Source organism: Sphingomonas sp. BL-S-25 (assembly GCF_055521555.1).
Genome location: NZ_CM145486.1, coordinates 2,361,001 through 2,380,425, shown reverse-complemented (window position 1 = coordinate 2,380,425; position 19,425 = coordinate 2,361,001). Strand labels below are relative to the sequence as shown.

General features: G+C 67.3%; 15 protein-coding genes. 7 read left to right on the top strand and 8 right to left on the bottom strand.

The genetic code is table 11. From position 1 onward, the window contains the following. Positions 1 to 16 precede the first annotated feature (16 nt). Complete coding sequence (locus ACZ1H8_RS11475; RefSeq protein WP_465177329.1) at positions 17 to 466, bottom strand: MarR family winged helix-turn-helix transcriptional regulator; 450 nt, start codon at positions 464 to 466, stop codon at positions 17 to 19. A 150-nt stretch (positions 467 to 616) separates the two neighbouring features. Between ACZ1H8_RS11475 and ACZ1H8_RS11470 the strand changes: the two genes are divergently transcribed. Further along, positions 617 to 3,052, top strand: coding sequence for a protein kinase domain-containing protein (locus ACZ1H8_RS11470; protein WP_465177328.1), 2,436 nt, complete (start codon positions 617 to 619; stop codon positions 3,050 to 3,052). 4 nt (positions 3,053 to 3,056) lie between these two features. Here ACZ1H8_RS11470 and ACZ1H8_RS11465 read toward each other — a convergent pair whose 3' ends face one another. Together ACZ1H8_RS11465 and ACZ1H8_RS11460 are read right to left on the bottom strand one after the other, a co-directional pair. Continuing rightward, entirely contained in the window at positions 3,057 to 3,599 is a 543-nt protein-coding gene (locus ACZ1H8_RS11465; protein ID WP_465177327.1) for an ECF-type sigma factor, read from the bottom strand. 108 nt (positions 3,600 to 3,707) lie between these two features. Beyond that, positions 3,708 to 4,829: an NADH:flavin oxidoreductase/NADH oxidase gene (locus ACZ1H8_RS11460; protein ID WP_465177326.1), complete on the bottom strand. Its 1,122-nt coding sequence runs from the start codon at positions 4,827 to 4,829 to the stop codon at positions 3,708 to 3,710. Positions 4,830 to 4,990: 161 nt separating this feature from the next. Between ACZ1H8_RS11460 and ACZ1H8_RS11455 the strand changes: the two genes are divergently transcribed. Further along, a complete protein-coding gene (locus ACZ1H8_RS11455) occupies positions 4,991 to 6,127 on the top strand; it encodes a sterol desaturase family protein (protein ID WP_465177325.1) in 1,137 nt (378 codons plus the stop codon). A 48-nt stretch (positions 6,128 to 6,175) separates the two neighbouring features. Here the strand turns inward: ACZ1H8_RS11455 and ACZ1H8_RS11450 are convergent, their stop codons facing one another. From ACZ1H8_RS11450 to ACZ1H8_RS11440, 3 genes are read right to left on the bottom strand one after another with little or no spacing between them, the layout of a single operon-like run. Next, on the bottom strand, positions 6,176 to 7,105 hold the full coding sequence (locus ACZ1H8_RS11450) for an electron transfer flavoprotein subunit alpha/FixB family protein (RefSeq protein WP_465177324.1): 930 nt from the start codon (positions 7,103 to 7,105) through the stop codon (positions 6,176 to 6,178). Continuing rightward, positions 7,102 to 7,854 carry an electron transfer flavoprotein subunit beta/FixA family protein gene (locus tag ACZ1H8_RS11445; RefSeq protein WP_465177323.1) on the bottom strand — a complete coding sequence of 251 codons (753 nt, stop codon included), beginning with the start codon at positions 7,852 to 7,854 and terminating at the stop codon, positions 7,102 to 7,104. Before ACZ1H8_RS11445 ends, ACZ1H8_RS11450 begins: the two co-directional genes overlap by 4 nt. Before the next feature lie 13 nt (positions 7,855 to 7,867). Continuing rightward, the gene (locus tag ACZ1H8_RS11440; protein WP_465177322.1) at positions 7,868 to 8,500 is read right to left on the bottom strand and encodes a TetR/AcrR family transcriptional regulator; all 633 of its coding nucleotides are present in this window, start codon (positions 8,498 to 8,500) and stop codon (positions 7,868 to 7,870) included. Positions 8,501 to 8,527: 27 nt separating this feature from the next. Between ACZ1H8_RS11440 and ACZ1H8_RS11435 the strand changes: the two genes are divergently transcribed. Then, on the top strand, positions 8,528 to 10,141 hold the full coding sequence (locus ACZ1H8_RS11435; RefSeq protein ID WP_465177321.1) for a tryptophan halogenase family protein: 1,614 nt from the start codon (positions 8,528 to 8,530) through the stop codon (positions 10,139 to 10,141). Between the two features lie 9 nt (positions 10,142 to 10,150). Here the strand turns inward: ACZ1H8_RS11435 and ACZ1H8_RS11430 are convergent, their stop codons facing one another. Together ACZ1H8_RS11430 and ACZ1H8_RS11425 are read right to left on the bottom strand one after the other, a co-directional pair. Then, positions 10,151 to 10,852, bottom strand: coding sequence for a FadR/GntR family transcriptional regulator (locus ACZ1H8_RS11430; protein WP_465177320.1), 702 nt, complete (start codon positions 10,850 to 10,852; stop codon positions 10,151 to 10,153). 36 nt (positions 10,853 to 10,888) lie between these two features. Continuing rightward, complete coding sequence (locus tag ACZ1H8_RS11425) at positions 10,889 to 11,830, bottom strand: DUF4861 family protein (RefSeq protein WP_465177319.1); 942 nt, start codon at positions 11,828 to 11,830, stop codon at positions 10,889 to 10,891. Positions 11,831 to 12,089: 259 nt separating this feature from the next. Here ACZ1H8_RS11425 and ACZ1H8_RS11420 point away from each other — a divergent pair, with 259 nt between their 5' ends. The 4 genes from ACZ1H8_RS11420 (at position 12,090) to kduI (ending at position 19,415) form a co-directional block, all read left to right on the top strand. Beyond that, positions 12,090 to 15,023, top strand: coding sequence for a TonB-dependent receptor (locus tag ACZ1H8_RS11420; protein ID WP_465177318.1), 2,934 nt, complete (start codon positions 12,090 to 12,092; stop codon positions 15,021 to 15,023). A gap of 62 nt (positions 15,024 to 15,085) precedes the next feature. Beyond that, a complete protein-coding gene (locus ACZ1H8_RS11415; protein WP_465177317.1) occupies positions 15,086 to 17,359 on the top strand; it encodes a GH92 family glycosyl hydrolase in 2,274 nt (757 codons plus the stop codon). After that, positions 17,356 to 18,555: a glycoside hydrolase family 88/105 protein gene (locus ACZ1H8_RS11410; RefSeq protein ID WP_465177316.1), complete on the top strand. Its 1,200-nt coding sequence runs from the start codon at positions 17,356 to 17,358 to the stop codon at positions 18,553 to 18,555. Before ACZ1H8_RS11415 ends, ACZ1H8_RS11410 begins: the two co-directional genes overlap by 4 nt. Positions 18,556 to 18,572: 17 nt before the next feature. Beyond that, complete coding sequence (gene kduI, locus ACZ1H8_RS11405; RefSeq protein WP_465177315.1) at positions 18,573 to 19,415, top strand: 5-dehydro-4-deoxy-D-glucuronate isomerase; 843 nt, start codon at positions 18,573 to 18,575, stop codon at positions 19,413 to 19,415. The last annotated feature ends 10 nt before the right edge of the window (positions 19,416 to 19,425 follow it).

Sequence of the window (19,425 nt, the reverse complement as noted above, 5' to 3'; positions counted from 1 at the left end):
GATATATTTGTTCCGCTCAGTCTTCCAGATTGGCGATCAGCCGCTGGAGCAGCTGCACCAGCTGCGCCGCCTCTGCCGCGCTCATCCCCGCCACGCCGCGCTCATTGGCATCGATCAGCGCCGCACCGCCGATCGCCGCGATCTCCGCACCGCGCTCGGTCAGCGACACCATCGCCGCGCGCCGGTCCTCGGCCAGCGCCTCGCGCGCGATCAGCCCCATCGCCTCAAGCTTGCCGAGCAAGGCGACCATCGCCGGCTGCTTCACCGCGGAATCGCGCACCAGGTCGCGCTGGAGCATCGGCCCCTTCCACGACAACAGCATGATCGGCCCGATCAGCGCCAGCGACACGCCATGCGGACGCAGCGCCGCATCGACCACGCGATTGAACACCCGCGCCGCATGGTTGGCGAGATAGCCGGGCGCGACCGCTGCGCCCGGATGGATGCTTTCGTCCTGTGCCTTCATGCCCGGACCCTGCGGCATCGCGGCCCGGCTTTCCAGTGGCCGCGTCGATCGCACCGGGCAGGATGACCCGTTCGGATCGGCGCAAACGCCTCTCCCCCCTGTCCGCATTGCGCGCTAATCTGCGTCTTCGGGAAGATGAGAAGGGGCATCATGACCGTAGATACCGCAGCACCCGGCCTGGCCGAGATCCTCGAGGCGTTCGACCGGATCGAGGCGCTGGACCCGTCCGCCCGTCCCGCCGCGCTGGCCGCGCTTTCGCCAGCCGTGGCCGAGCGCGTTGCGGCGATGCTGGCCGCCTCGACCCGGCGCGGCATCCTCGACGCACCCGCGCCCGCGCTGGAGGACAGCGAGATGCCGCTGCCGCGCGCCTCGCTCGCTGCCGGGGCGCGGGTCGGCGCATTCATCATCGACCGGCTGGTCGGGCGCGGCGGCATGGGCGAAGTCTATCTCGCGCGGCGCACCGACAGTTTCGAACAGCGCGTCGCGCTCAAGCTGCTGCGCGTCGATGCGGTGCCCAGCGAATCGCTGTTCGCGCGCGAGCGTCAGGTGCTGGCGCGGCTCGAACATCCCGGCATCGCCCGGCTGATCGACGGCGGGCTCGCGCCCGATGGCCGCCCCTGGATGGCGATGCAGTTCATCGAGGGGCGCCCGCTCGATCGCTGGATCCAGCAGGACCGCCCGCCGCTGGAGGCGCGGCTGCGCGTCTTTTCCGACATCTGCGACGCGGTCGCCTATGCCCATGCCAATCTGGTCGTCCACCGCGACCTGAAGCCGTCGAACATCCTGATCGACGGTGCCGGGCGGGTCCATCTGCTCGATTTCGGCATCGCCCGGCTGGTCGAGGAGGGGGCGGACGGCGCCCCGGTCGCGGCGACCACCAGCGCGGCGCTGATGACGCCCGATTATGCCGCGCCTGAACAGCTGGGCAACGGCGCGATCACGGTCGCCACCGACGTCCATGCGCTCGGCCTGATCCTCTACGAACTGCTCGCCGGCGCCACCCCCTGGGCCGGCGATGGCGGCACGCTGTCGATGCTGGTGCGCCGCGTCGCGCAGGAGGATCCCGCCCCGCCCAGCCGCACTGCCGCCGCGCATCCCGGCATCGCTATTCCCCCTGCCCGGCTGCGCGGCGATCTCGACGCGATCGCGCTCAAGGCGCTGCGCAAGGATCCCGCGCGCCGCTATGGCTCGGTCCCCGCGCTGGCCGAGGATGTCGCCCGCTATCAGGCGTCGCTTCCGGTCCGCGCGCGCGACGGGTCGAGCCGTTATCGCTTTGGCCGCTTCGTGCGCCGCAACCGCTGGAGCATCGCCGCGGTTACCGCGGTGCTCGCGGCGCTGATCGTCGGCGCGACCGGCATCGCCATCCAGGCGCACCGCACCGCGATCGAGCGCGACACCGCGCTGGCCGAGGCGCGCCGATCGGATTCGATCGTCCAGACGCTGACGCTGATGTTCGCCCAGTCCGGCTATTCGCGCGACCTGACGCTCAAGCAGACGCTCGACGAATCTGCGCTGCGCATGCTCGCCACGCTCGATCGCAGCGCGCGCTCCGGCTCCGCGGTCAACGCGCTCAGCGACCTCTACGTCAACATGCAGGATGCCAAGGGCAGCTATGATCTGCTCAAGAGCGCGCTGGCCCGCGGCATCGGCGGCGACAGCGAAGAGATGACCGCGCGGATGAAGGCGAACCTCGCCGACGCGGCGCTGTCCACCGGCGGCAAGGACGATGTCCCGGCGCTGCTCGCCTCGGCCGAAGCCGTCTTCGCCCGCGATCCGCGCCGCTATGGCAGCGACCTTCAGCAGATCATCCGCACCCGCGCCGCGATCGCCCGGCGAAAGGGCGATTACGATACCGCGATCCGCCTGCTGACCGACAATCTCGCCAATGGCGAGCGCGCGCTGGCCGCCAACGACAGCGCTCTGATGACGCTCTACAACAACCTGATCGTCTATCTGATCGAGGCGAACCGGCTGGACGAGACCGGGGCGGTGTTCGCCCGGGTCGACCGGCTGCTGGCGCGCACGGGCCAGCGCGACATGATCCAGGCGCTCGGCATCGACCAGCTGCGCAGCGTCATCCGCCTGCGCCAGGGCGACAGCGCCGGGGCCGAGCGGATCGCCACCAGCATCGTCGAGCGCCGCCGCCGCCTGTTCGGCGAGACGCCGGGCCTCGCCACCGACCTCTCGCAGCTTGCCAAGGCACAGCTCGCCAATGGCCGCTATGCCGAGGCGCGGGTGTCGCTGATGGAGGCGCGCCCGCTCGCGGTCCGCTTCCTCGGTGCTCAGTCGCTGCCGGTGCTCGGGCTCGACATGACGCTGGTGCAGGTGCTGGCCGAGCTCGGCGAGTTCGCCGAGGCCGACCAGCTGCTCGCCCAGGTGCGCGGCGCGATCTCCGCCCTGCCTCAGACGCCGCTGACCCCGCAATTCGCGCTGACCGAGGCGGTGCTGGCGATGAAGCAGGGCCGCAAGGCGGAGGCCGTGGCGGCGCTCGGGCGGGCGCGGAGCGGCTTTGCCGCACTGGGTCCGGCGGGTGCCTTCGGGCTGCAATCGGTGGCGAAGGTCGAGGCGCGGATCGCCGCGCTGTGAGGGTTCACGCCTCCAGCGCGGTCATCTCCGAATAGATCCACGCCCGCGCGCGCGTCCACCAGCGGCGCACCGTGCGGTCAGTCACCCCCAGCACTTCGGCCGTCTCGCGCTCGTCCAGCCCGATGAAGAAGCGGCAATCGACCACCTTGGCCAGCTGCGGGTCGTGCCGTGCCAGCTCGGCCAGCGCATCGCCAAGCCTTACCAGCTCCTCGTCGCCGTGCGGCTGCTCCGCCAAGGTCGCCAGCACGCCGGTCAGGCTCTCGCGCTGCCCCGCCCGCTTCGCGGTCAGCCGCGCGCGGGCGGCGTCGACCAGCACGTGGCGCATCGCGGTCGCGGCGCATCCCAGGAAGTGCGACTTGCTCTGCCAGTCGGCGCGGTTCTGAATCTTGAGATACACCTCGCCGACCAGCGCGGTCGGCTGCAGCGTCACCGGGCTGCCCGCGCGGCGATGCTCGCGTCGCGCGATCAGGTGGAGTTCGTCATAGAGCTGCCGGACCAGGTCCTCGGAGGATCCTATCGCATCCGGCCGGATCGGTTCGCTCGCCATCCCGGCCCCCGTTCATGCCGCCGCGAAACCTAGCATCCGCCCGGTGGGTCGCAAGCCGGAAATCTGCACAAAAGCGTAGGAAATTTCCTACGGTGCATTCCGCATCCCTCACCCAGACACGCTCTCCCGCTGCTCGAACAAGTGTCGATATTGTCGCGGCTGCGATCGCAAATATTGATCCGGCGCGACCACGCTCGCCCCCAGTTCCGCCGCCGCATGCCAGGGCCAGCGCGGGTCGTAGAGAATGCCCCGCGCCAGCGCGATCAGGTCCGCGTCCCCGTCTGCCAGGATCTGCTCCGCCTGCCCCGCCTCGGTGATCAGCCCCACCGCGACTACCGGCATCCCGGTCGCCGCCTTCACCGCCCGCGACATCGGCACCTGATAGCCCGGCCCCACCGGAATGTCCTGCCGCGGATCCAGCCCGCCGCTCGACACATGGATCGCGCTGCACCCGCGCGCCTCCAGCGCCTTGGCGAACTCGATCGTCTGCGCCTCGTCCCAGCCGCCCTCGACCCAGTCGCTGCCCGACACACGCACCGTCACCGGCCGGTCCGCAGGAAACGCGCCGCGCACCGCGTCGAAGATCTCGAGCGGAAACCGCATCCGGTTTTCCAGGCTCCCGCCATAATCGTCGCGGCGATGGTTGGAGAGCGGCGAGAGGAACTGGTGGAGCAGATAGCCGTGCGCGGCATGGATCTGCACCGCATCGATCTCCAGCCGCGCCGCGCGCATGGTCGCCTCGGCAAAGGCATCGCGCACCCGCGCCAGCCCCGCCTCGTCGAGCGCGACCGGCGGGTTCTCGCCCTCGCCATGCGCCAGCGCGGAGGGCGCGACCGTCTGCCAGCCATTGACCGCGTCGGGCGCGATCTGGCCACCGCCCTTCCAGGGGAGGTCGGTCGACGCCTTGCGCCCGGCATGGCCGAGCTGGATCGCGATCGGCATGTCCGACCAGCGCCGCACGCTCTCCAGCGTCCGCGCCAGCGCTGCCTCGGTCGCATCGTCCCACAGCCCGACATCGCCGTGGCTGATCCGCCCCTCGGGCACGACTGCGGTCGCCTCGATCGTCAGCAGCGCGGCACCCGACAGCGCCAGCGATCCGAGATGGATCAGGTGCCAGTCGGTCATCTGGCCATCGACCGCCGAATATTGGCACATCGGCGCGATCACGATCCGGTTGCGCAGGCCGAGACCGCCGATCGTGAGCGGCTCGAACAATTTCGGTGCGGGCATGGGGGCCTCATCGGGTCAGCGGGAAGGCAATCTCTAGCGCGATACGAACCGCCCCGCACTGCGTTCCGCGCCGCCGCCATGAACCACTCGTCGATTATCCCCTTGTCAGTCCCCGTCATTATCCGCACCGCTGCAGGCATTGCCCCGGGGGAGAGACGGACATGCGAGGTTGGTTCGAGGCGCTGGAGCGGGATCTGCAATCGCCGATCGCGGTACGGCGGTTCGGAAGCGGATGGTTCGCCGGCTTCTTCGCGCTGGTCCTCGCCATTGCCGGACTGTGCCTGGTCATGGCGCTGCGTTGGCCCGGCTGGTTCTCGATGCCCGAGCTGGCGCCGGTCTATGCCTGGGGCGGGCTGCGCGCGCTGGTGCACGGCCTGTTGATCGCCGCCTATGCGCTCGCATTGCTCAGCCTGTTGCTACGGCCGCGCAAGGCGATCGGCGCGGCGGCGCTGGTGATCGCGCTGTCCGCGACGTTGCTGGGCGGCGCGCAGGTCCAGCCGAGCGAGAGCCAGGCCTGGGGCATCTTCTTCGGGCTCGACTTCTTCGCGGTGAACATGATCGCCACCGGACTGATGTTCGCGCCGATCGAGCGACTATTCCCGCGCCACCGCGACCAGAGGCTGTTCCGCGCGGAATGGCGCGAGGACCTGTTCTATTATCTGGTCAGCTCGATGATGGTGCAGGTCATCACCTTCCTCGCGCTGGCGCCGTCGACCTTCATCATGGCGCAGACCGGCAGCCTGGCGGACATCCGCGCCGCGATCGCCAGCCAGCCCTGGCTGCTCCAGTTCCTGGAGGTCATGCTGCTGACCGACCTGGCGCAATATTGGTTCCACCGCGCCTTCCACCGGGTGCCATTCCTGTGGGGCTTCCACGCGGTGCACCATTCGGCCAAGTCGATGGACTGGCTGGCCGGCGCGCGCATGCATTTCTTCGAGATCATCCTGCTGCGCGGCGTGACGTCGCTACCGCTGCTGACCTTCGGCTTCGCGCCCTCGGTGATGCAGGCCTATATCGCCTTTGTGTACGTCTATTCGTCGATGGTGCACGCCAATCTGCGCGGCGATTTCGACCGGCTCGGCGCAGTGCTGGTGACGCCGCGCTTCCATCATTGGCACCATGCGATCGAGGCCGAGGGAGTGGACAAGAATTTCGCGATCCACTTCCCGTTCCTCGACCGGCTCTTCGGGACCTATCATTTCCCCAAGGGCCGCTGGCCGACCGGCTATGGCGTGCCGGAGGAAGTGCCCAAGGGGTATCGGGCGCAGTTCCTGTATCCATTCCGGCGGAAGCGGTAGGGTAATCTCCTCCCCGGGAGCCTGCGGCCCCGGGGAGGAAAGACGTTCTTACAGCTTCTCGGTGAGCTCCGGGACGATTTTGAACAGGTCGCCGACCAGGCCGACGTCGGCGACCTGGAAGATCGGGGCGTCCTCGTCCTTGTTGATGGCGATGATGACCTTGGAGTCCTTCATGCCGGCAAGGTGCTGGATCGCGCCGGAGATGCCGACCGCGATATAGACTTCGGGCGCGACGATCTTGCCGGTCTGGCCGACCTGATAGTCGTTCGGGACATAGCCGGCATCGACCGCGGCGCGGCTGGCGCCGACGGCAGCGCCCAGCTTGTCGGCCAGCGGCTCGATCAGCGCGTGGAACTGCTCGCCCGAGCCTAGCGCGCGGCCGCCCGAGACGATGATCTTGGCGCTGGTGAGTTCGGGACGCTCGGACTTGGCGATCTCGGCCGAGACGAAGCTCGACAGGCCGGCATCGCCGGTGCCGCCGACGGTCTCGACGCTCGCCGATCCGCCGCTGGCCTCCGCCTTGGCGAAGGCAGTGCCGCGCACCGTGATCACCTTCTTGGCGTCGCTCGACTGGACGGTGGCGATGGCATTGCCGGCATAGATCGGACGCGTGAAGCTGTCCGGGCCCTCGACCGAGAGGATGTCGGAGATCTGCATCACGTCGAGCAGCGCGGCGACGCGCGGCGCGATGTTCTTGCCGGTGGTGGTCGCCGGGAACACCGCCGCATCATGATCGGCCATCAGGTTGACGATCAGCGGCGCGACATTCTCAGCCAGCGCGTGCTCATAGGCGGGATCATCGGCCAGATGGACCTTGGTCACGCCCGCGATCTTCGCGGCCTCGTCGGCCACGCCCGCCGCGCCGCTGCCGGCGACCAGCAGATGGACTTCGCCCAGCTGGGCAGCGGCGGTCACCGCGGCGAGCGTCGCGTCCTTGACGGAGGCGTTGTCATGTTCGACCCAGACGAGCGTCTTCATTTCGCGACTCCCAGCACCTTGAGCTTGCCGATCAGTTCGTCGACATCGGCGACCTTCACGCCCGCCTGGCGCTTGGCCGGCTCCTCGACCTTCAGCGTCTTCAGCCGCGGCGATACGTCGATGCCGTAATCGGCAACCGTCTTCTTCGCCACCGGCTTGGACTTGGCCTTCATGATGTTGGGCAGGGTCGCATAGCGCGGCTCGTTGAGGCGAAGATCGGTCGTCACGATCGCCGGGGCCTTCAGGTCCACCGTCTCGAGCCCGCCATCGACCTCACGCGTCACCACGATCCGCTCGCCATTGACCTCGACCTTGTTGGCGAAGGTGCCCTGCGGCCAGCCCAGCAGGGCGGCCAGCATCTGGCCGGTCTGGTTGCTGTCGTCGTCGATCGCCTGCTTGCCCAGGATCACCAGGCCCGGCTGCTCCTCGTCGCACACCGCCTTCAGCAGCTTGGCGACACCCAGCGGCTCGACCTCGTCCTCGCTGGCGATCAGGATCGCCCGGTCGGCACCCATCGCACGCGCGGTCAGCAGCACGTCGGTCTCCGCCTTCGGCACGCCGATCGTCACCACCACCACCTCGGTCGCAGCGCCCTTTTCCTTCAGGCGAACCGCTTCCTCGATCGCAATCTCGTCGAACGGGTTCATGCTCATCTTCACGTTCGCCAGATCGACGCCCGTCCCGTCCGCCTTCACACGAGGCTTCACATTGTAATCAAGCACACGCTTGACCGGCACGATTATCTTCATCGCATCACCTTCGTCATTGGCGCGGCTCGATCCCCGCGCAGAGAATATCGACCAGCTGCGCCGCCATCTCGGACGGGGGCAGCGGACCATCGACCCGATACCAGCGCGCCAGCCAGTTGAGCGATCCGGCGAACGCCAGACCGGTCAGCCGGGCATCGGCGATCCGCGCCGACCCGTCCTCGGCCGCCAGCACGATCATCGCCAGCATCGCATCGTCAATCTCGCGCTTGAGCGCGCGAAACTTCAGACGCGCATCGGGCGACAGCAGTTCCTCGCCGGTACGAATGACGCAGCGGCCGAACTCGCCCATGATCACCTGGGCATAGAGGCGCAGGAACGAGCGCAGCCGGTCGAGACCGCTTCCCGGCTCGGTGCGAGCCTGATCGGCGGCGCGATGCAGCTTCTCGATGCCGCGGCGCACGCACTCGAACAGCACCTGCTCCTTGTTGCCGAGATGGTGGTAGATCACCGGCTTGGTCACACCCAGCGTCGCGGCGACATCGTCGAGCGACGTGGCGTGGAAGCCGCGTTCGTTGAACATCCGGACCGCCGCCAGCAACAGCGCATCACGCTTTTCCTCACGCTCGGCGGCATTGGTGCGGGTCGAGCGGAAAGGCGAGCTGGCAAGGGCAGATTCGCTGGCCATTGGTTACTGGCGAGTAGCATTATTCCGATGGGTAGGAAAGACGCTTTTGACGTGGGCAAGCCCGGCCCCGTCCCCTATGATTGCGCCATGCGGAACGGGCGATCGATCCTGGTGGTGGGCGGCGGCACGGCGGGATGGCTGACGGCCGCCTATCTGGCGCGCCACTTGGGGGTCGCGGACCGGGCCAGGGTTTCGATCACGTTGATCGAGTCTCCGGAGATCGGCATCGTCGGGGTCGGCGAAGGCACCTTCCCCACGATCCGCAGCACGCTGAAATATCTCGGCATCGACGAGACGCAGTTCATCCGCGCGACCTCGGCGACGTTCAAGCAGGGTATCCGCTTCGTCGACTGGGCGGAGACGCCGGCGAACGGGCGCCACAATCATTATTTCCACCCGTTCGAAGCGCCGTTCCAGAGCGACGAGACCAGCCTGATCCCCTATTGGCTGTTACAGAACGAGGCGACGCGACCGCCCTTCGCCGAGGCGGTGACGATCCAGAACCGGGTGGCCGAGGCACAGCGCGCGCCCAAACGTCCGCACGAAGGCGATTTCGACGGGCCGCTCAACTATGCCTATCATTTCGACGCGGTACGGCTGGCCGAGGTGCTGGCCGAGCGTGCGGTCGAGCTGGGCGTGTGCCATGTCGCCGACCGGATCGATCGGGTCGAGCGCGACGATCGCGGCGGCATCGCCCGGGTCGTCACCGAGCGCGAGGGGGCGTTCGAGGCCGACCTGTATATCGACTGCAGCGGCTTTCGCGCCGAGTTGATCGGGCAGACTTTGGGCGTGCCGTTCAAGCCGGTCGGCGATACGCTGTTCACCGACCGGGCGCTGGCGTGCAAGCTGCCCTATGACCGGCCCGACGCGCCGCTGGAAAGCTACACCGTCGCCACCGCGCATGAGGGCGGCTGGATCTGGGACATCGGGCTGGCGCGCGCGCGCGGGATCGGCTGCGTCTATTCCAGCGCCCATGTCAGCGACGCCCGGGCCAAGGAGATCCTGGCCGGCTATGTCGGGCCGCGGATCGCCGAGATGTCGCCGCGGCGGATCGCGTTCGAGGCAGGCTATCGCACCCGCCAGTGGGAGCGCAATTGCGTGGCGGTCGGGTTGGCGGCCGGGTTCATGGAGCCGCTCGAATCGACCGGGGTCGTCCTGATCGAGGCGGCGATCGCGATGATCGCCGAGCTGTTTCCGCTGAACGGCCCGGTCGATGCCCCGGCGCGGCGGTTCAACGAGCTGATGACCGCGCGTTATGACAATATCGTCAGCTTCCTGAAGCTGCATTATTGCCTCAGCCGGCGCGAGGAGCCGTTCTGGCGGCGCAACGCCGATCCGGCGACGATCCCGGAGCGGCTGCGCGACCTGCTCGACCAATGGCGCTATCGCCCGCCCGGCCGGTTCGACTTCACGCTCGACACCGAGAGCTTCGCCTATTTCAACTATCAGTACATCCTCTACGGCATGGGCTTCCAGACGGACCTGGGCCCGGTCCGCGAGGATTTTCCGCTGGTCGACGAAGCGCAGGCGATCTTCGCGCGGGTGCGCGCGTTCAGCGAGCGGGCGGCGCACGACCTGCCGCCGCACCGCGCGCTGATCGAACATATCAACGCCGGCGGCGGGCTGCGGCTGGCGGTCTAGCCGCCTGCTTCAGCGTGCGACCGTGCTGAGCCGCGAGTGCCGGTTGAGGCTTTCCTGCATATGCTGGCGAGCGCATTGCCGGGCGGTTGCCGGGTCCATGCGCACGATCGCGTCGAGGATCGCGTCGTGCTCGCGGTGGATCATCTCGGCATAGCGGCGATGCCCTTCCTCGCTTTCGTCTCGCAGATACAGGGTGCGCGGCGGGACCAGGCGGACGCCGAGGAAATCGATGATCCGGACATAATAATCATTTTGCGTCGCGCGGGCGATGGCCAGGTGAAATTCGGAATCGGCACGCGCCGCAGCTTCGGCATCGCCGCCCGTCTGCGCCATGCGCTCCAGCGCGTCGCGGATCGCGACGATGTCCGCCGTGGTCCGGCGCGACGCGGCGAGTGCCGCCATCTCGGCCTCGACCGCCAGTCGGATCTCAAGCAGCTTGATGACGTCGGCAAGCTCGACCAGTTCCTCGCGCGTGACCTGGAATGCGCGATAGGGCGCGCTCTCGGCGACATAGACGCCCGAGCCCTGGCGCGAGAGCGTCAGTCCCTGCGCCGACAGCCGGGCAAAGGCCTCGCGCACCACGGTGCGGCTGACCGACTCGGTCTCCGCAACCTCCTTTTGCGACGGCAGGCGCGAGCCCGGGGGCCAGGCGCCCGAGCGGATCTGGCGTTCGAGGCTTTCATAGAGACGGTCGGTAAGCGAGTCCGACATGGCGGCAATCTTTCTTCTGAAACGCTGAGCGGTGGATCAGTGCGCGGCGGGATCGAAATCGGGCGTCTGGCCCGACACATGCCGCACCCAGTCCGCCTCGGTCCGGAAATCCGGTCCGCCGCTCCACGCGGCGCCCATATAATAGACAAAGGGGTGATCCGCCTCGACACGGATCAGGACAAGATGATTATTGGCATCGTCGCGGATCGCCTCGATCCGTTTCGGATCGACCATCAGCGCGATGCCCATCGCCCCCTTGCCCGGCTCGTCCGGCCCCCACCACACCAGCCGCCCGCGCTCTCGGTCGACGGTCAGGTGCCCCGGCCGGTCGGACGTGGCCTTTCGGCTGATGCCGATGCCGACGATCATCGACCCCGGCTGGTCCGAATGCAGCGTCGAAACCATGCGCGTGAAATTGGTACCGAGCGGCAGCGAGAAGCGGCGCGTTTCCCACACCTTGCGCTCGGTCCCGACCGGCCAGGGCGCATAGTCGACCTCGAACCGCGCCTCGTCCGGGCCGTTCTTCAGGATGCGGTGACCGCGATAATTGCGCGAAACCCAGAGCTTGTTGTCCTGCCAGATGCCCAGGCCGCCGGCGCCGCGGAATTCGTTGACGTTGTAGAAGTCGAGCCCTTCGCCATGGTCGGCATGCTGGTCGCCGGTGCGCAGCTGACGGTCCATATAGGGCCAGCGATACCGCTTGCCCCAGGCATCGATGCCCGAGGTCGAGGGCGGCTCGACCGCCTCGAGCGCGGCGCCGTAGATGCGATGCGCCGTCCGGTCATTCTCCCAGAGCAGATCGTCATAGCGATAGTCGGCGATGGTCACCGTCGCGCGCGGGGTGCGATCGGGCGCCGGTTTCATCGGCGGCCGCGCGGTCTGTGCGGCCGCGGCATCCGGGGTCTGCGCATCCGCAGGTGTCGTCCATGCAAGCGCGACGATCACAGCGCAGCCAAGCGCGCCGGCAACCCTGTTCATATCCCCTCCTCAACCTTGCAGATCGCCTTATACGACAACTTATCGCACCTGTCATGCTTTGTGCAGAATGGCAATTTACCGATATTTCACAACCATATGACGCGCACTCCTCCTCCGTATAGCGCACTGGATATGGGCACATGTAAAAAGTTATACTACAACTTGTTGCCCTTTCATGAAGCATCGGCTAGGTGCCGGACAACGATCGGACGACTCGGCATGCAGGCCGGGCAGGTCGCAGGGAAAAGGGGAGGTTTGCATGAGGTTCGACGGGAAACCTGTGTCGGCGCTGCGGCGCGAATGGCGGGTCGGCGCATCGCTTCTGGGGCTGGCGCTGGCATTGCAGTCAGGTGCCGCGCTGGCGCAATCGGCCCCGGCCGAGGATCAGGCCGAGGCACAGCCGGAAGACCCGGCCTCCGAGATCGTCGTAACCGGTTTTCGCGGCAGCCTGAGCCGTGCGCTCGACATCAAGCGCAATCAGGCGGGCATCGTCGACACCATCCTGGCCGAGGATATCGGCAAGTTTCCCGACGCGAACCTGGCCGAATCGATGCAGCGCGTGCCCGGCGTCGCGCTGACCCGCGGCGATGGCGGCGAGGGCCGCGCGATCACGGTACGCGGCCTTGGCCCGATCTTCACCCGCACCCGCGTCAACGGCATGGAAGCCAATAGCGGCATTTCCGGGTCGGACGTCCAGGGTACCAGCGGTCGCAGCCGCGGGTTCGACTTCAACGTCTTCGCGTCCGAAATCTTCCAAAACCTGACGGTGCGGAAGACCTATTCCGCGGACACGTCGGAAGGCTCGCTGGGCGCCACCGTCGACCTGCGCTCGCCGCGCCCGCTCGACTATAAGCAGGACTTCGTCCTCGCTGCCTCGGCCAAGGTCATCTACAACGACCTCAACCAGGATGCGGGACCGCGCCTGGCCGGGCTGTTGTCGAAGCAGTTTGCCGACGGCACGTTCGGCGTGCTGGTCTCCGCCGCCTATACCCAGCGCAAGACGCGCGAAGAGGGCTATTCGCCCGCCGGCATCATGCCCGCGCTGGTCGATGGCGGCTTCTGCAGCCCGATCGGCATCACGCCGCAGAACCCGGCCAACGATCCGGCAAAGGGAACCGACGCCGCCAATTGCGCCACCGGCGTGCCGCGCACCGGATCGGTCGCCGCCTATCAAGCGGTGGTCGGCGGCGGCGGCTTCCATCCCCGCTTCCCGCGCTACATGCGGAGCGACCAGGATTATGAGCGGCTTGGCCTCACGGCGTCGGTCCAGTGGAAGCCGACCGAGCGCACCAACATCGCGATCGATGGCCTCTATGCCCGCTATGACATGGAGCGGTACGACGAGTTCATGGGCGCGCTCGCCACCGGGCGCGGCGTCGGCAACAACGGCAAGCCGCATGTCTCGATTGTCGATGCGGTCGTGTCGCCGGACAAGACGGTTCAGTACGCGCTGTACAATGGGATGGACGTGTCCTCCTGGTCGACGCGCGACCTGTACACCTCGACCTTCAAGCAGGTCGCGCTGACCGCCGAACATGAGTTCAGCGACTGGCTGAGCGTCGATGCCTATGCCGGGATCGGCCGGACCAACATGGACGAGCCGTACCGCGTCGACCTGCGGCTGGACCGGGTGAACAGCAACGGCTTTTCCTACGACTTCCGCGGCGGCGGCCGGATCCCGGTCATCAATTTCGGGTTCGACATCACCGATCCGAACAATTTCGTCTTCGGGCCGATGCTGCCCGACGGGACGGTGCGCGGCACCTATGGCGCGCGCAAGGTCTTCACCGAGTTCCAGAACGAGCAATATGCGCTGAACGCGCTGATCACGATCGACCCGGCGCTGCGTCTGCGCATCGGCGGCGAGGTGCGCGTCAACAACTTCACCAGCCGCGAACTGCAGCGCGCCGCGGCCATATCGAGCTTCACGCCGAGCCTCCCCGCCGGCGTCACGCTCGCCGACCTGACGACGCGCGTCGGCGGGTTCGGCAAGGGGCTGGGCGACGGTCTGCCCAACGCCTGGATCAAGGCCGACCATGCCAAGTTCAACGACCTGTTCGGACTGGACAGCAACACTGGCAACTACGCGTTCAGCGGGCCGGAGAACGGCACTGCGCTGGGCGGCAACTTCTCGGTCGACGAGACGGTGAAGGGCGCCTTCGCCCAGGCCGAGTTCGAAGTGGCGACGTTCATGCCGATCCGCGGCAATGTCGGCCTGCGCTATGTCACCACCGACCAGCGCTCGTTCGGCTATGTCACCCTGCCGGTGCCGGTGAACGGCAAGACCTTCTCCCCCGTCACTGTCGATCGCGACTATGACGACTGGCTGTGGTCCGTGAACCTCACCGGAGAGGTGACCCCCAATCTGCTGCTGCGCATTTCCGGCGCGAAGGTCATCGCGCGGCCGGACCTGGGCCAGTTGTCGCCCAGCGGCGGGTTCAATCCGACGATCCGGACCGTGTCAGTGGGCAACGCCCTGCTCGAGCCGATCCGCGCCAAGACGCTGGACCTGTCGGCCGAATGGTATTTCGCGCCGGGCAGCATCCTGTCGGTCGGCTATTTCTACAAGGACATCGACACCTATATCCAGACGCTGCAGCGGCTGATCCCCTTCACCGAAACCGGCCTGCCGCCCGAGCTGCTGCAGGGATCTCAGGCGACGCCGCAGGACCTGTTCACCGTCACCAACCTGGACAATACCAAGGGCGGGCCGATCCACGGGATCGAGGTGAACTACCAGCACCAGCTGCGCTTCCTGCCCGGCTTCCTGTCGAACACCGGCATCCTGCTGAACTACACGCACGTCACGTCGGACATCGAGTATATCCTGAACGCGACCACGGGCGCGACCCGGAAGGCACCGCTGGCCGGCATGTCGAAGGACCAGGTCAACGCGACGCTCTATTATGAGACGGACCGGTTCAGCATCCGCGGCTCGGCCGCCTATCGGTCGGACTTCATCCGCGCGGTGCCGTCGATCAATTCGCTGAGCGATGTCGATACGGTCGAGGGCACGGTCTATGTCGACATGTCCGCTTCCTGGTCGCTGACCGACAAGTTCAAGCTCACCTTCGAGGCGCAGAACCTGACCGACGAGCACCAGACGATCCTGGTCGACTCGGTGCGGCAGGACACGCTGTTCGACAGCCATGTCGGACGCACGTTCACCTTCGGCATCTCGTACCGCTATTGACCCCAACTGGCGGCCACCCGCACGAGTGGCCGCCATTTTTTTTCGCCCGCGGGGGAAAATCAATGAAACGCATTGCACGCTTCGGCGCGGTGGTGGCCGCAGTGTCACTGGTCTCCTCGGGCGCAGCGCAGGAGGCCCCGCCCGAGACTGATCCGGTGGCCGCGGTCAATGTCTTCGTTGGCGCGGACAATAACGGCAACACCGTGCCGGGCGCGGGCGTGCCGTTCGGCTTCGTCACCTTCAGCCCCGATACGGTGCGCGGATCGACCAACGGCTATGACGGGAAGTCGGCACTGACCGGCTTCAGTGTCACCCATGTCAGCGGCACCGGCGGCGACAGCAAATATGGCAATTTCCGCGTGACGCCGACGATCGGTCCGGTCGATCCGCGCAACCTGGTCTTCGCGCGCGCCGACGAGCGCGGCGCGCCCGGCTATTACGCCACGCGGATCGGCCAGGTCCGCAGCGAGCTGACCGCCAGCCGGATGGCGGGCATGGGGCAGTTCACCTTTCCGGCGACTGCCGACGCCAATCTGATCGTCGATGCGACATCGGCGATCCAGCTGATGGGCAAGGGGCCAAAGGCAACGACCGCCGAGGTCCGGGTGCTCGACCCGCGCACGCTGGGCGGGACGGCATCGTTCGTCGGCGGATGGAATGTCACGCCGCTGACGCTCTATTTCGCCGCGACTTTCGACCGTGATCCGATGCGGATCGGCGGGTGGAATGCGACGCGCGGCTCGCTGGACCTGCACCCAGCCGCGGGCGCTACCGGCGGCGACCAGCGGAGCAATCCATCCAACCGGCTGGGCGGCTTTGCCAGCTTCGACACGCGGTCCGATCCGGTCGTGCGGATGAAGATCGCGGTATCGTTCGTCAGCGTCGAGCAGGCGCGTGCCAACCTTGGCGAACTGCCCGGATGGGACTTCGACGCCAGCCGCCAGGCGGCGGCGAAACAGTGGCGCGATGCGCTGTCGCAGATCGAGGTCGCCGGCGGCAGCGAGGACGAGCGCCGCAATTTCTACAGCGCGCTGTACCGCAGCCATACCATGCCGCACGACGTGACCGGCGAGCGCGTCGGCGGTACCCCGGACGGGCGGCCGCATTATGAGGATTATTACACGCTGTGGGACACGTTCCGCACACTGCACCCGCTGCTCACCCTGATCCAGCCGAAGCGCCAGCGCGACATGATCGGATCGCTGCTCGACACCTATCAGCAGACCGGCTGGCTGCCCGATGCGCGCATCGCCGGGGCGAACGGCATGACCCAGGGCGGATCGAATAGCGACGTGCTGATCGCCGACGCGGTGGTGAAGAACCTGGGCGGGTTCGATCAGGCGCTTGCCTGGCAGGCGATCGTCAAGAATGGCGATGTCGATTCGGACGATCCGATCAACCAGGGCCGTGCGCTGAAGGATTATCTGCGGCTGGGCTACATGTCGCAGAACGAGACCCGATCGGCGTCGCGCACGCTGGAATATGCCTATAACGACTTCGCCATTGCCCAGGTGGCGGTCGCAATGGGGAAGCGCGACGAGGCGGCGAGGTTCGGCAAGCGCGCAGGCAACTGGCGCAACCTGTGGGACGACCGCCTGAGCTGCATCCGCCCGCGCCACGCCGATGGCAGCTGGATGCCCGATTTCGACTGCAACCATCTCTATCCCGACAACACGACCGCCTGGTGGGACGCGCCCTTTTACGAGGGGTCGAGCCGGCAATATTCGACCTATGTGCCGCATGATGTCGCAGGGCTGATCGGCAAGACCGGCGGTGCGCCAGGCTTCGTCGCCTGGCTCGATACGCTGTTCGAGACCGATGCGCATTCAGGCGGATATGATCATGGCAATGAGCCCGATTTCCTCGCCGCCTATCTCTATATCCATGCCGGGCGGCCGGACCGCACCGCGGAACGGGTGCGCGCGATCATGGCCAGGCAATATCGTCCGACGCATGACGGCCTGCCCGGCAATGACGACGCCGGGGCGATGTCGTCCTGGTATGTGTGGAGCGCGATGGGGCTGTTTCCCAATGCCGGCCAGCCTTTCTATTATATCGGGTCGCCGGTCTTCACCCGGGCGCGCATCGCGCTGGAGGGCGGGCGCAGTTTCGAGGTGCGGGCACCCGGCGCCTCGCCCGAGCGCCGCTATGTGACCGGCGCGCGGCTGAACGGGCGGGCAATCGACCGGGCGTGGATCACCCACCGCGAGCTGGCGGCGGGCGGCGTGCTCGAGCTGGACATGGCCGAACGGCCGAACGGCTGGGCGTCGCGCTTCGTTGCGCCGCCCAACCCCTTCCACCCCGACCCTGCGCAGCGCGCGACCGAGAGGAAATGATGAAACACCCCCTGACCGCCACCCTGCTGCTCGCGCTGGCGACGACCGCATTGGCGCCCGCCCCCATCGCCGCCGCGCAGACCGCGCCGGCCGCGAGCGGGATCCGCCTGAACGCGCCGGCGCCGTGGAACCGCAAGGCGATCCTGGCGATCGGCGAGAAGGTGGCCGATTATCACATTGCCGAGCTCGCGGGCGGCAGCGCCTATCCCAAGGTGAAGACCGGCAATCGCTATCCGCTCGACCCCAAGGGTTGGGAACAGGGGGCGTTCCTGATCGGGCTGGCGCAGTTCGCCGATTTCAGCCGCGAGCCGCGCTATCGCCAGATGCTGATCCAGCGCGGCGTGGCCAATGACTGGGCGCTGGGCGACCGGCTCTATCATGCCGACGACCATATGGTCGGGCAGACCTATTTCTGGGCCAGCCGCAACGGCATCGGCGAGCAGGCGATCGCGAAGATGCGCGCGACCTTCGACCGGATTCTCGCCAACCCCTCGACCGTCGACCTGAAATTCGAGCGGGCGGGTCCGAAATGCGTCGATCGCTGGTGCTGGTGCGACGCCCTCTTCATGGCGCCGCCGGCCTGGCTGGAGATGAGCAAGGTCACCGGCGACCGGCGCTACCGCGATTTCGCGATGCGCGAATTCTGGGCGACGACCGATTATCTGTTCGACCCCAGCGAGAATCTCTTCTTCCGCGATAGTTCGTTCTTCAACGAGCGCGATGCCAAGGGGCGCAAGCTGTTCTGGTCGCGCGGCAATGGCTGGGTGCTGGGCGGGCTGGCGCGGATGATCCCGCTGCTCGACAAGGGCGATCCCGACCGGGCGCGGCTGATCGAGCTGTATCGCAAGATGGCCGGCAAGCTGCTGAGCATCCAGAAGCCCGACGGATTCTGGGCGCCGTCCTTGCTGGCGGACCCGGCGGAGTCGCTGCCCGAATCGAGCGGGACGGCCTTTTACGTCTATGGCCTCGCCTGGGGCGTGAACGAAGGGCTGCTCGACCGCGCGACTTATCTGCCGGCGATCCGCAAGGGCTGGACCGCGCTCACCCGGACCGTCCATCCCGACGGGCGGCTCGGCTGGGTCCAGGCGATCGGCGACCGGCCGATGCTGGTGCGGTACGAGGATACGCATGACTATGCGGTCGGCGCGTTCCTGCTGGCCGCGACCCAGGTCGACCGGCTCGCGCCGGCACGCTGAGCGGGTCCGGGGGGAGCATGTTCGCGCGCACCTATTACGCCACGCATCCGGACATGATGGCGGGGGCGTCGAATGCGGACCTGCGCGATCGCTACCTGATCCAGGACCTTTTCCGCGAGGGTGGGTGTACCTTGGTCTACACCCATGCCGATCGGCTGATCATCGGCGGGGTGTGGGTCGGGTCGGAGCCGGTATCGCTCCCGCAGCAGACGGAACCACCCTCCGCCGCGGGACGCTCGCTGCTCGAGCGGCGGGAGTTGGGGATCTTCAACGTCGGCGTGGTCGAGGGACTGGTGACGGTGGACGGCACCGCCTTCGCGCTGGCGCCGAAACACTGCCTCTATGTCGGGATGGGCGAGCATGAGGTCGGCTTTTCGGGCAGCGGCGCGCGCTTCTATCTGGCGTCGAGCCCGGCGCATCGTGCCTGCCCCACGCGCCGGATCGGACTGGACGATGCGCAAGTCTTGGTGCGCGGGACCGGCGAGGAGGCGAATGCCCGGCGCATCCACCAGATGATCCTGCCCGGCACCTGCGACAGCGCGCAGCTGGCGATGGGGCTGACCATTCTCGAGCCGGGCAGCGTGTGGAACACGATGCCGCCGCATGTCCATGAACGGCGCAGCGAGATCTATTTCTATTTCGACCTGCCCGAGGCGGCGCGGGACCGGGTCGCCCATTTCATGGGCGAAGGCGAAGCGACGCGCAGCCTGATCCTGCGGGATGGCGAGGCGGTGATCAGCCCGCCCTGGTCGATCCATATGGGCGTCGGCACCCGCGCCTATGCCTTTATCTGGACGATGGCAGGCGAGAATCTCGACTATTCCGACATGAACGTGCTCGACTTGTGCCAGCTGAGGTGATGCGCCGGTC

What these genes read in the sequence shown, in the direction of transcription:
- ACZ1H8_RS11475 (WP_465177329.1), bottom strand. Translation starts at nt 466, where the DNA reads ATGAAGGCACAGGACGAAAGCATCCATCCGGGCGCAGCGGTCGCGCCC.
- ACZ1H8_RS11470 (WP_465177328.1), top strand. Translation starts at nt 617, where the DNA reads ATGACCGTAGATACCGCAGCACCCGGCCTGGCCGAGATCCTCGAGGCG.
- ACZ1H8_RS11465 (WP_465177327.1), bottom strand. Translation starts at nt 3,599, where the DNA reads ATGGCGAGCGAACCGATCCGGCCGGATGCGATAGGATCCTCCGAGGAC.
- ACZ1H8_RS11460 (WP_465177326.1), bottom strand. Translation starts at nt 4,829, where the DNA reads ATGCCCGCACCGAAATTGTTCGAGCCGCTCACGATCGGCGGTCTCGGC.
- ACZ1H8_RS11455 (WP_465177325.1), top strand. Translation starts at nt 4,991, where the DNA reads ATGCGAGGTTGGTTCGAGGCGCTGGAGCGGGATCTGCAATCGCCGATC.
- ACZ1H8_RS11450 (WP_465177324.1), bottom strand. Translation starts at nt 7,105, where the DNA reads ATGAAGACGCTCGTCTGGGTCGAACATGACAACGCCTCCGTCAAGGAC.
- ACZ1H8_RS11445 (WP_465177323.1), bottom strand. Translation starts at nt 7,854, where the DNA reads ATGAAGATAATCGTGCCGGTCAAGCGTGTGCTTGATTACAATGTGAAG.
- ACZ1H8_RS11440 (WP_465177322.1), bottom strand. Translation starts at nt 8,500, where the DNA reads ATGGCCAGCGAATCTGCCCTTGCCAGCTCGCCTTTCCGCTCGACCCGC.
- ACZ1H8_RS11435 (WP_465177321.1), top strand. Translation starts at nt 8,528, where the DNA reads ATGGGTAGGAAAGACGCTTTTGACGTGGGCAAGCCCGGCCCCGTCCCC.
- ACZ1H8_RS11430 (WP_465177320.1), bottom strand. Translation starts at nt 10,852, where the DNA reads ATGTCGGACTCGCTTACCGACCGTCTCTATGAAAGCCTCGAACGCCAG.
- ACZ1H8_RS11425 (WP_465177319.1), bottom strand. Translation starts at nt 11,830, where the DNA reads ATGAACAGGGTTGCCGGCGCGCTTGGCTGCGCTGTGATCGTCGCGCTT.
- ACZ1H8_RS11420 (WP_465177318.1), top strand. Translation starts at nt 12,090, where the DNA reads ATGAGGTTCGACGGGAAACCTGTGTCGGCGCTGCGGCGCGAATGGCGG.
- ACZ1H8_RS11415 (WP_465177317.1), top strand. Translation starts at nt 15,086, where the DNA reads ATGAAACGCATTGCACGCTTCGGCGCGGTGGTGGCCGCAGTGTCACTG.
- ACZ1H8_RS11410 (WP_465177316.1), top strand. Translation starts at nt 17,356, where the DNA reads ATGATGAAACACCCCCTGACCGCCACCCTGCTGCTCGCGCTGGCGACG.
- kduI (WP_465177315.1), top strand. Translation starts at nt 18,573, where the DNA reads ATGTTCGCGCGCACCTATTACGCCACGCATCCGGACATGATGGCGGGG.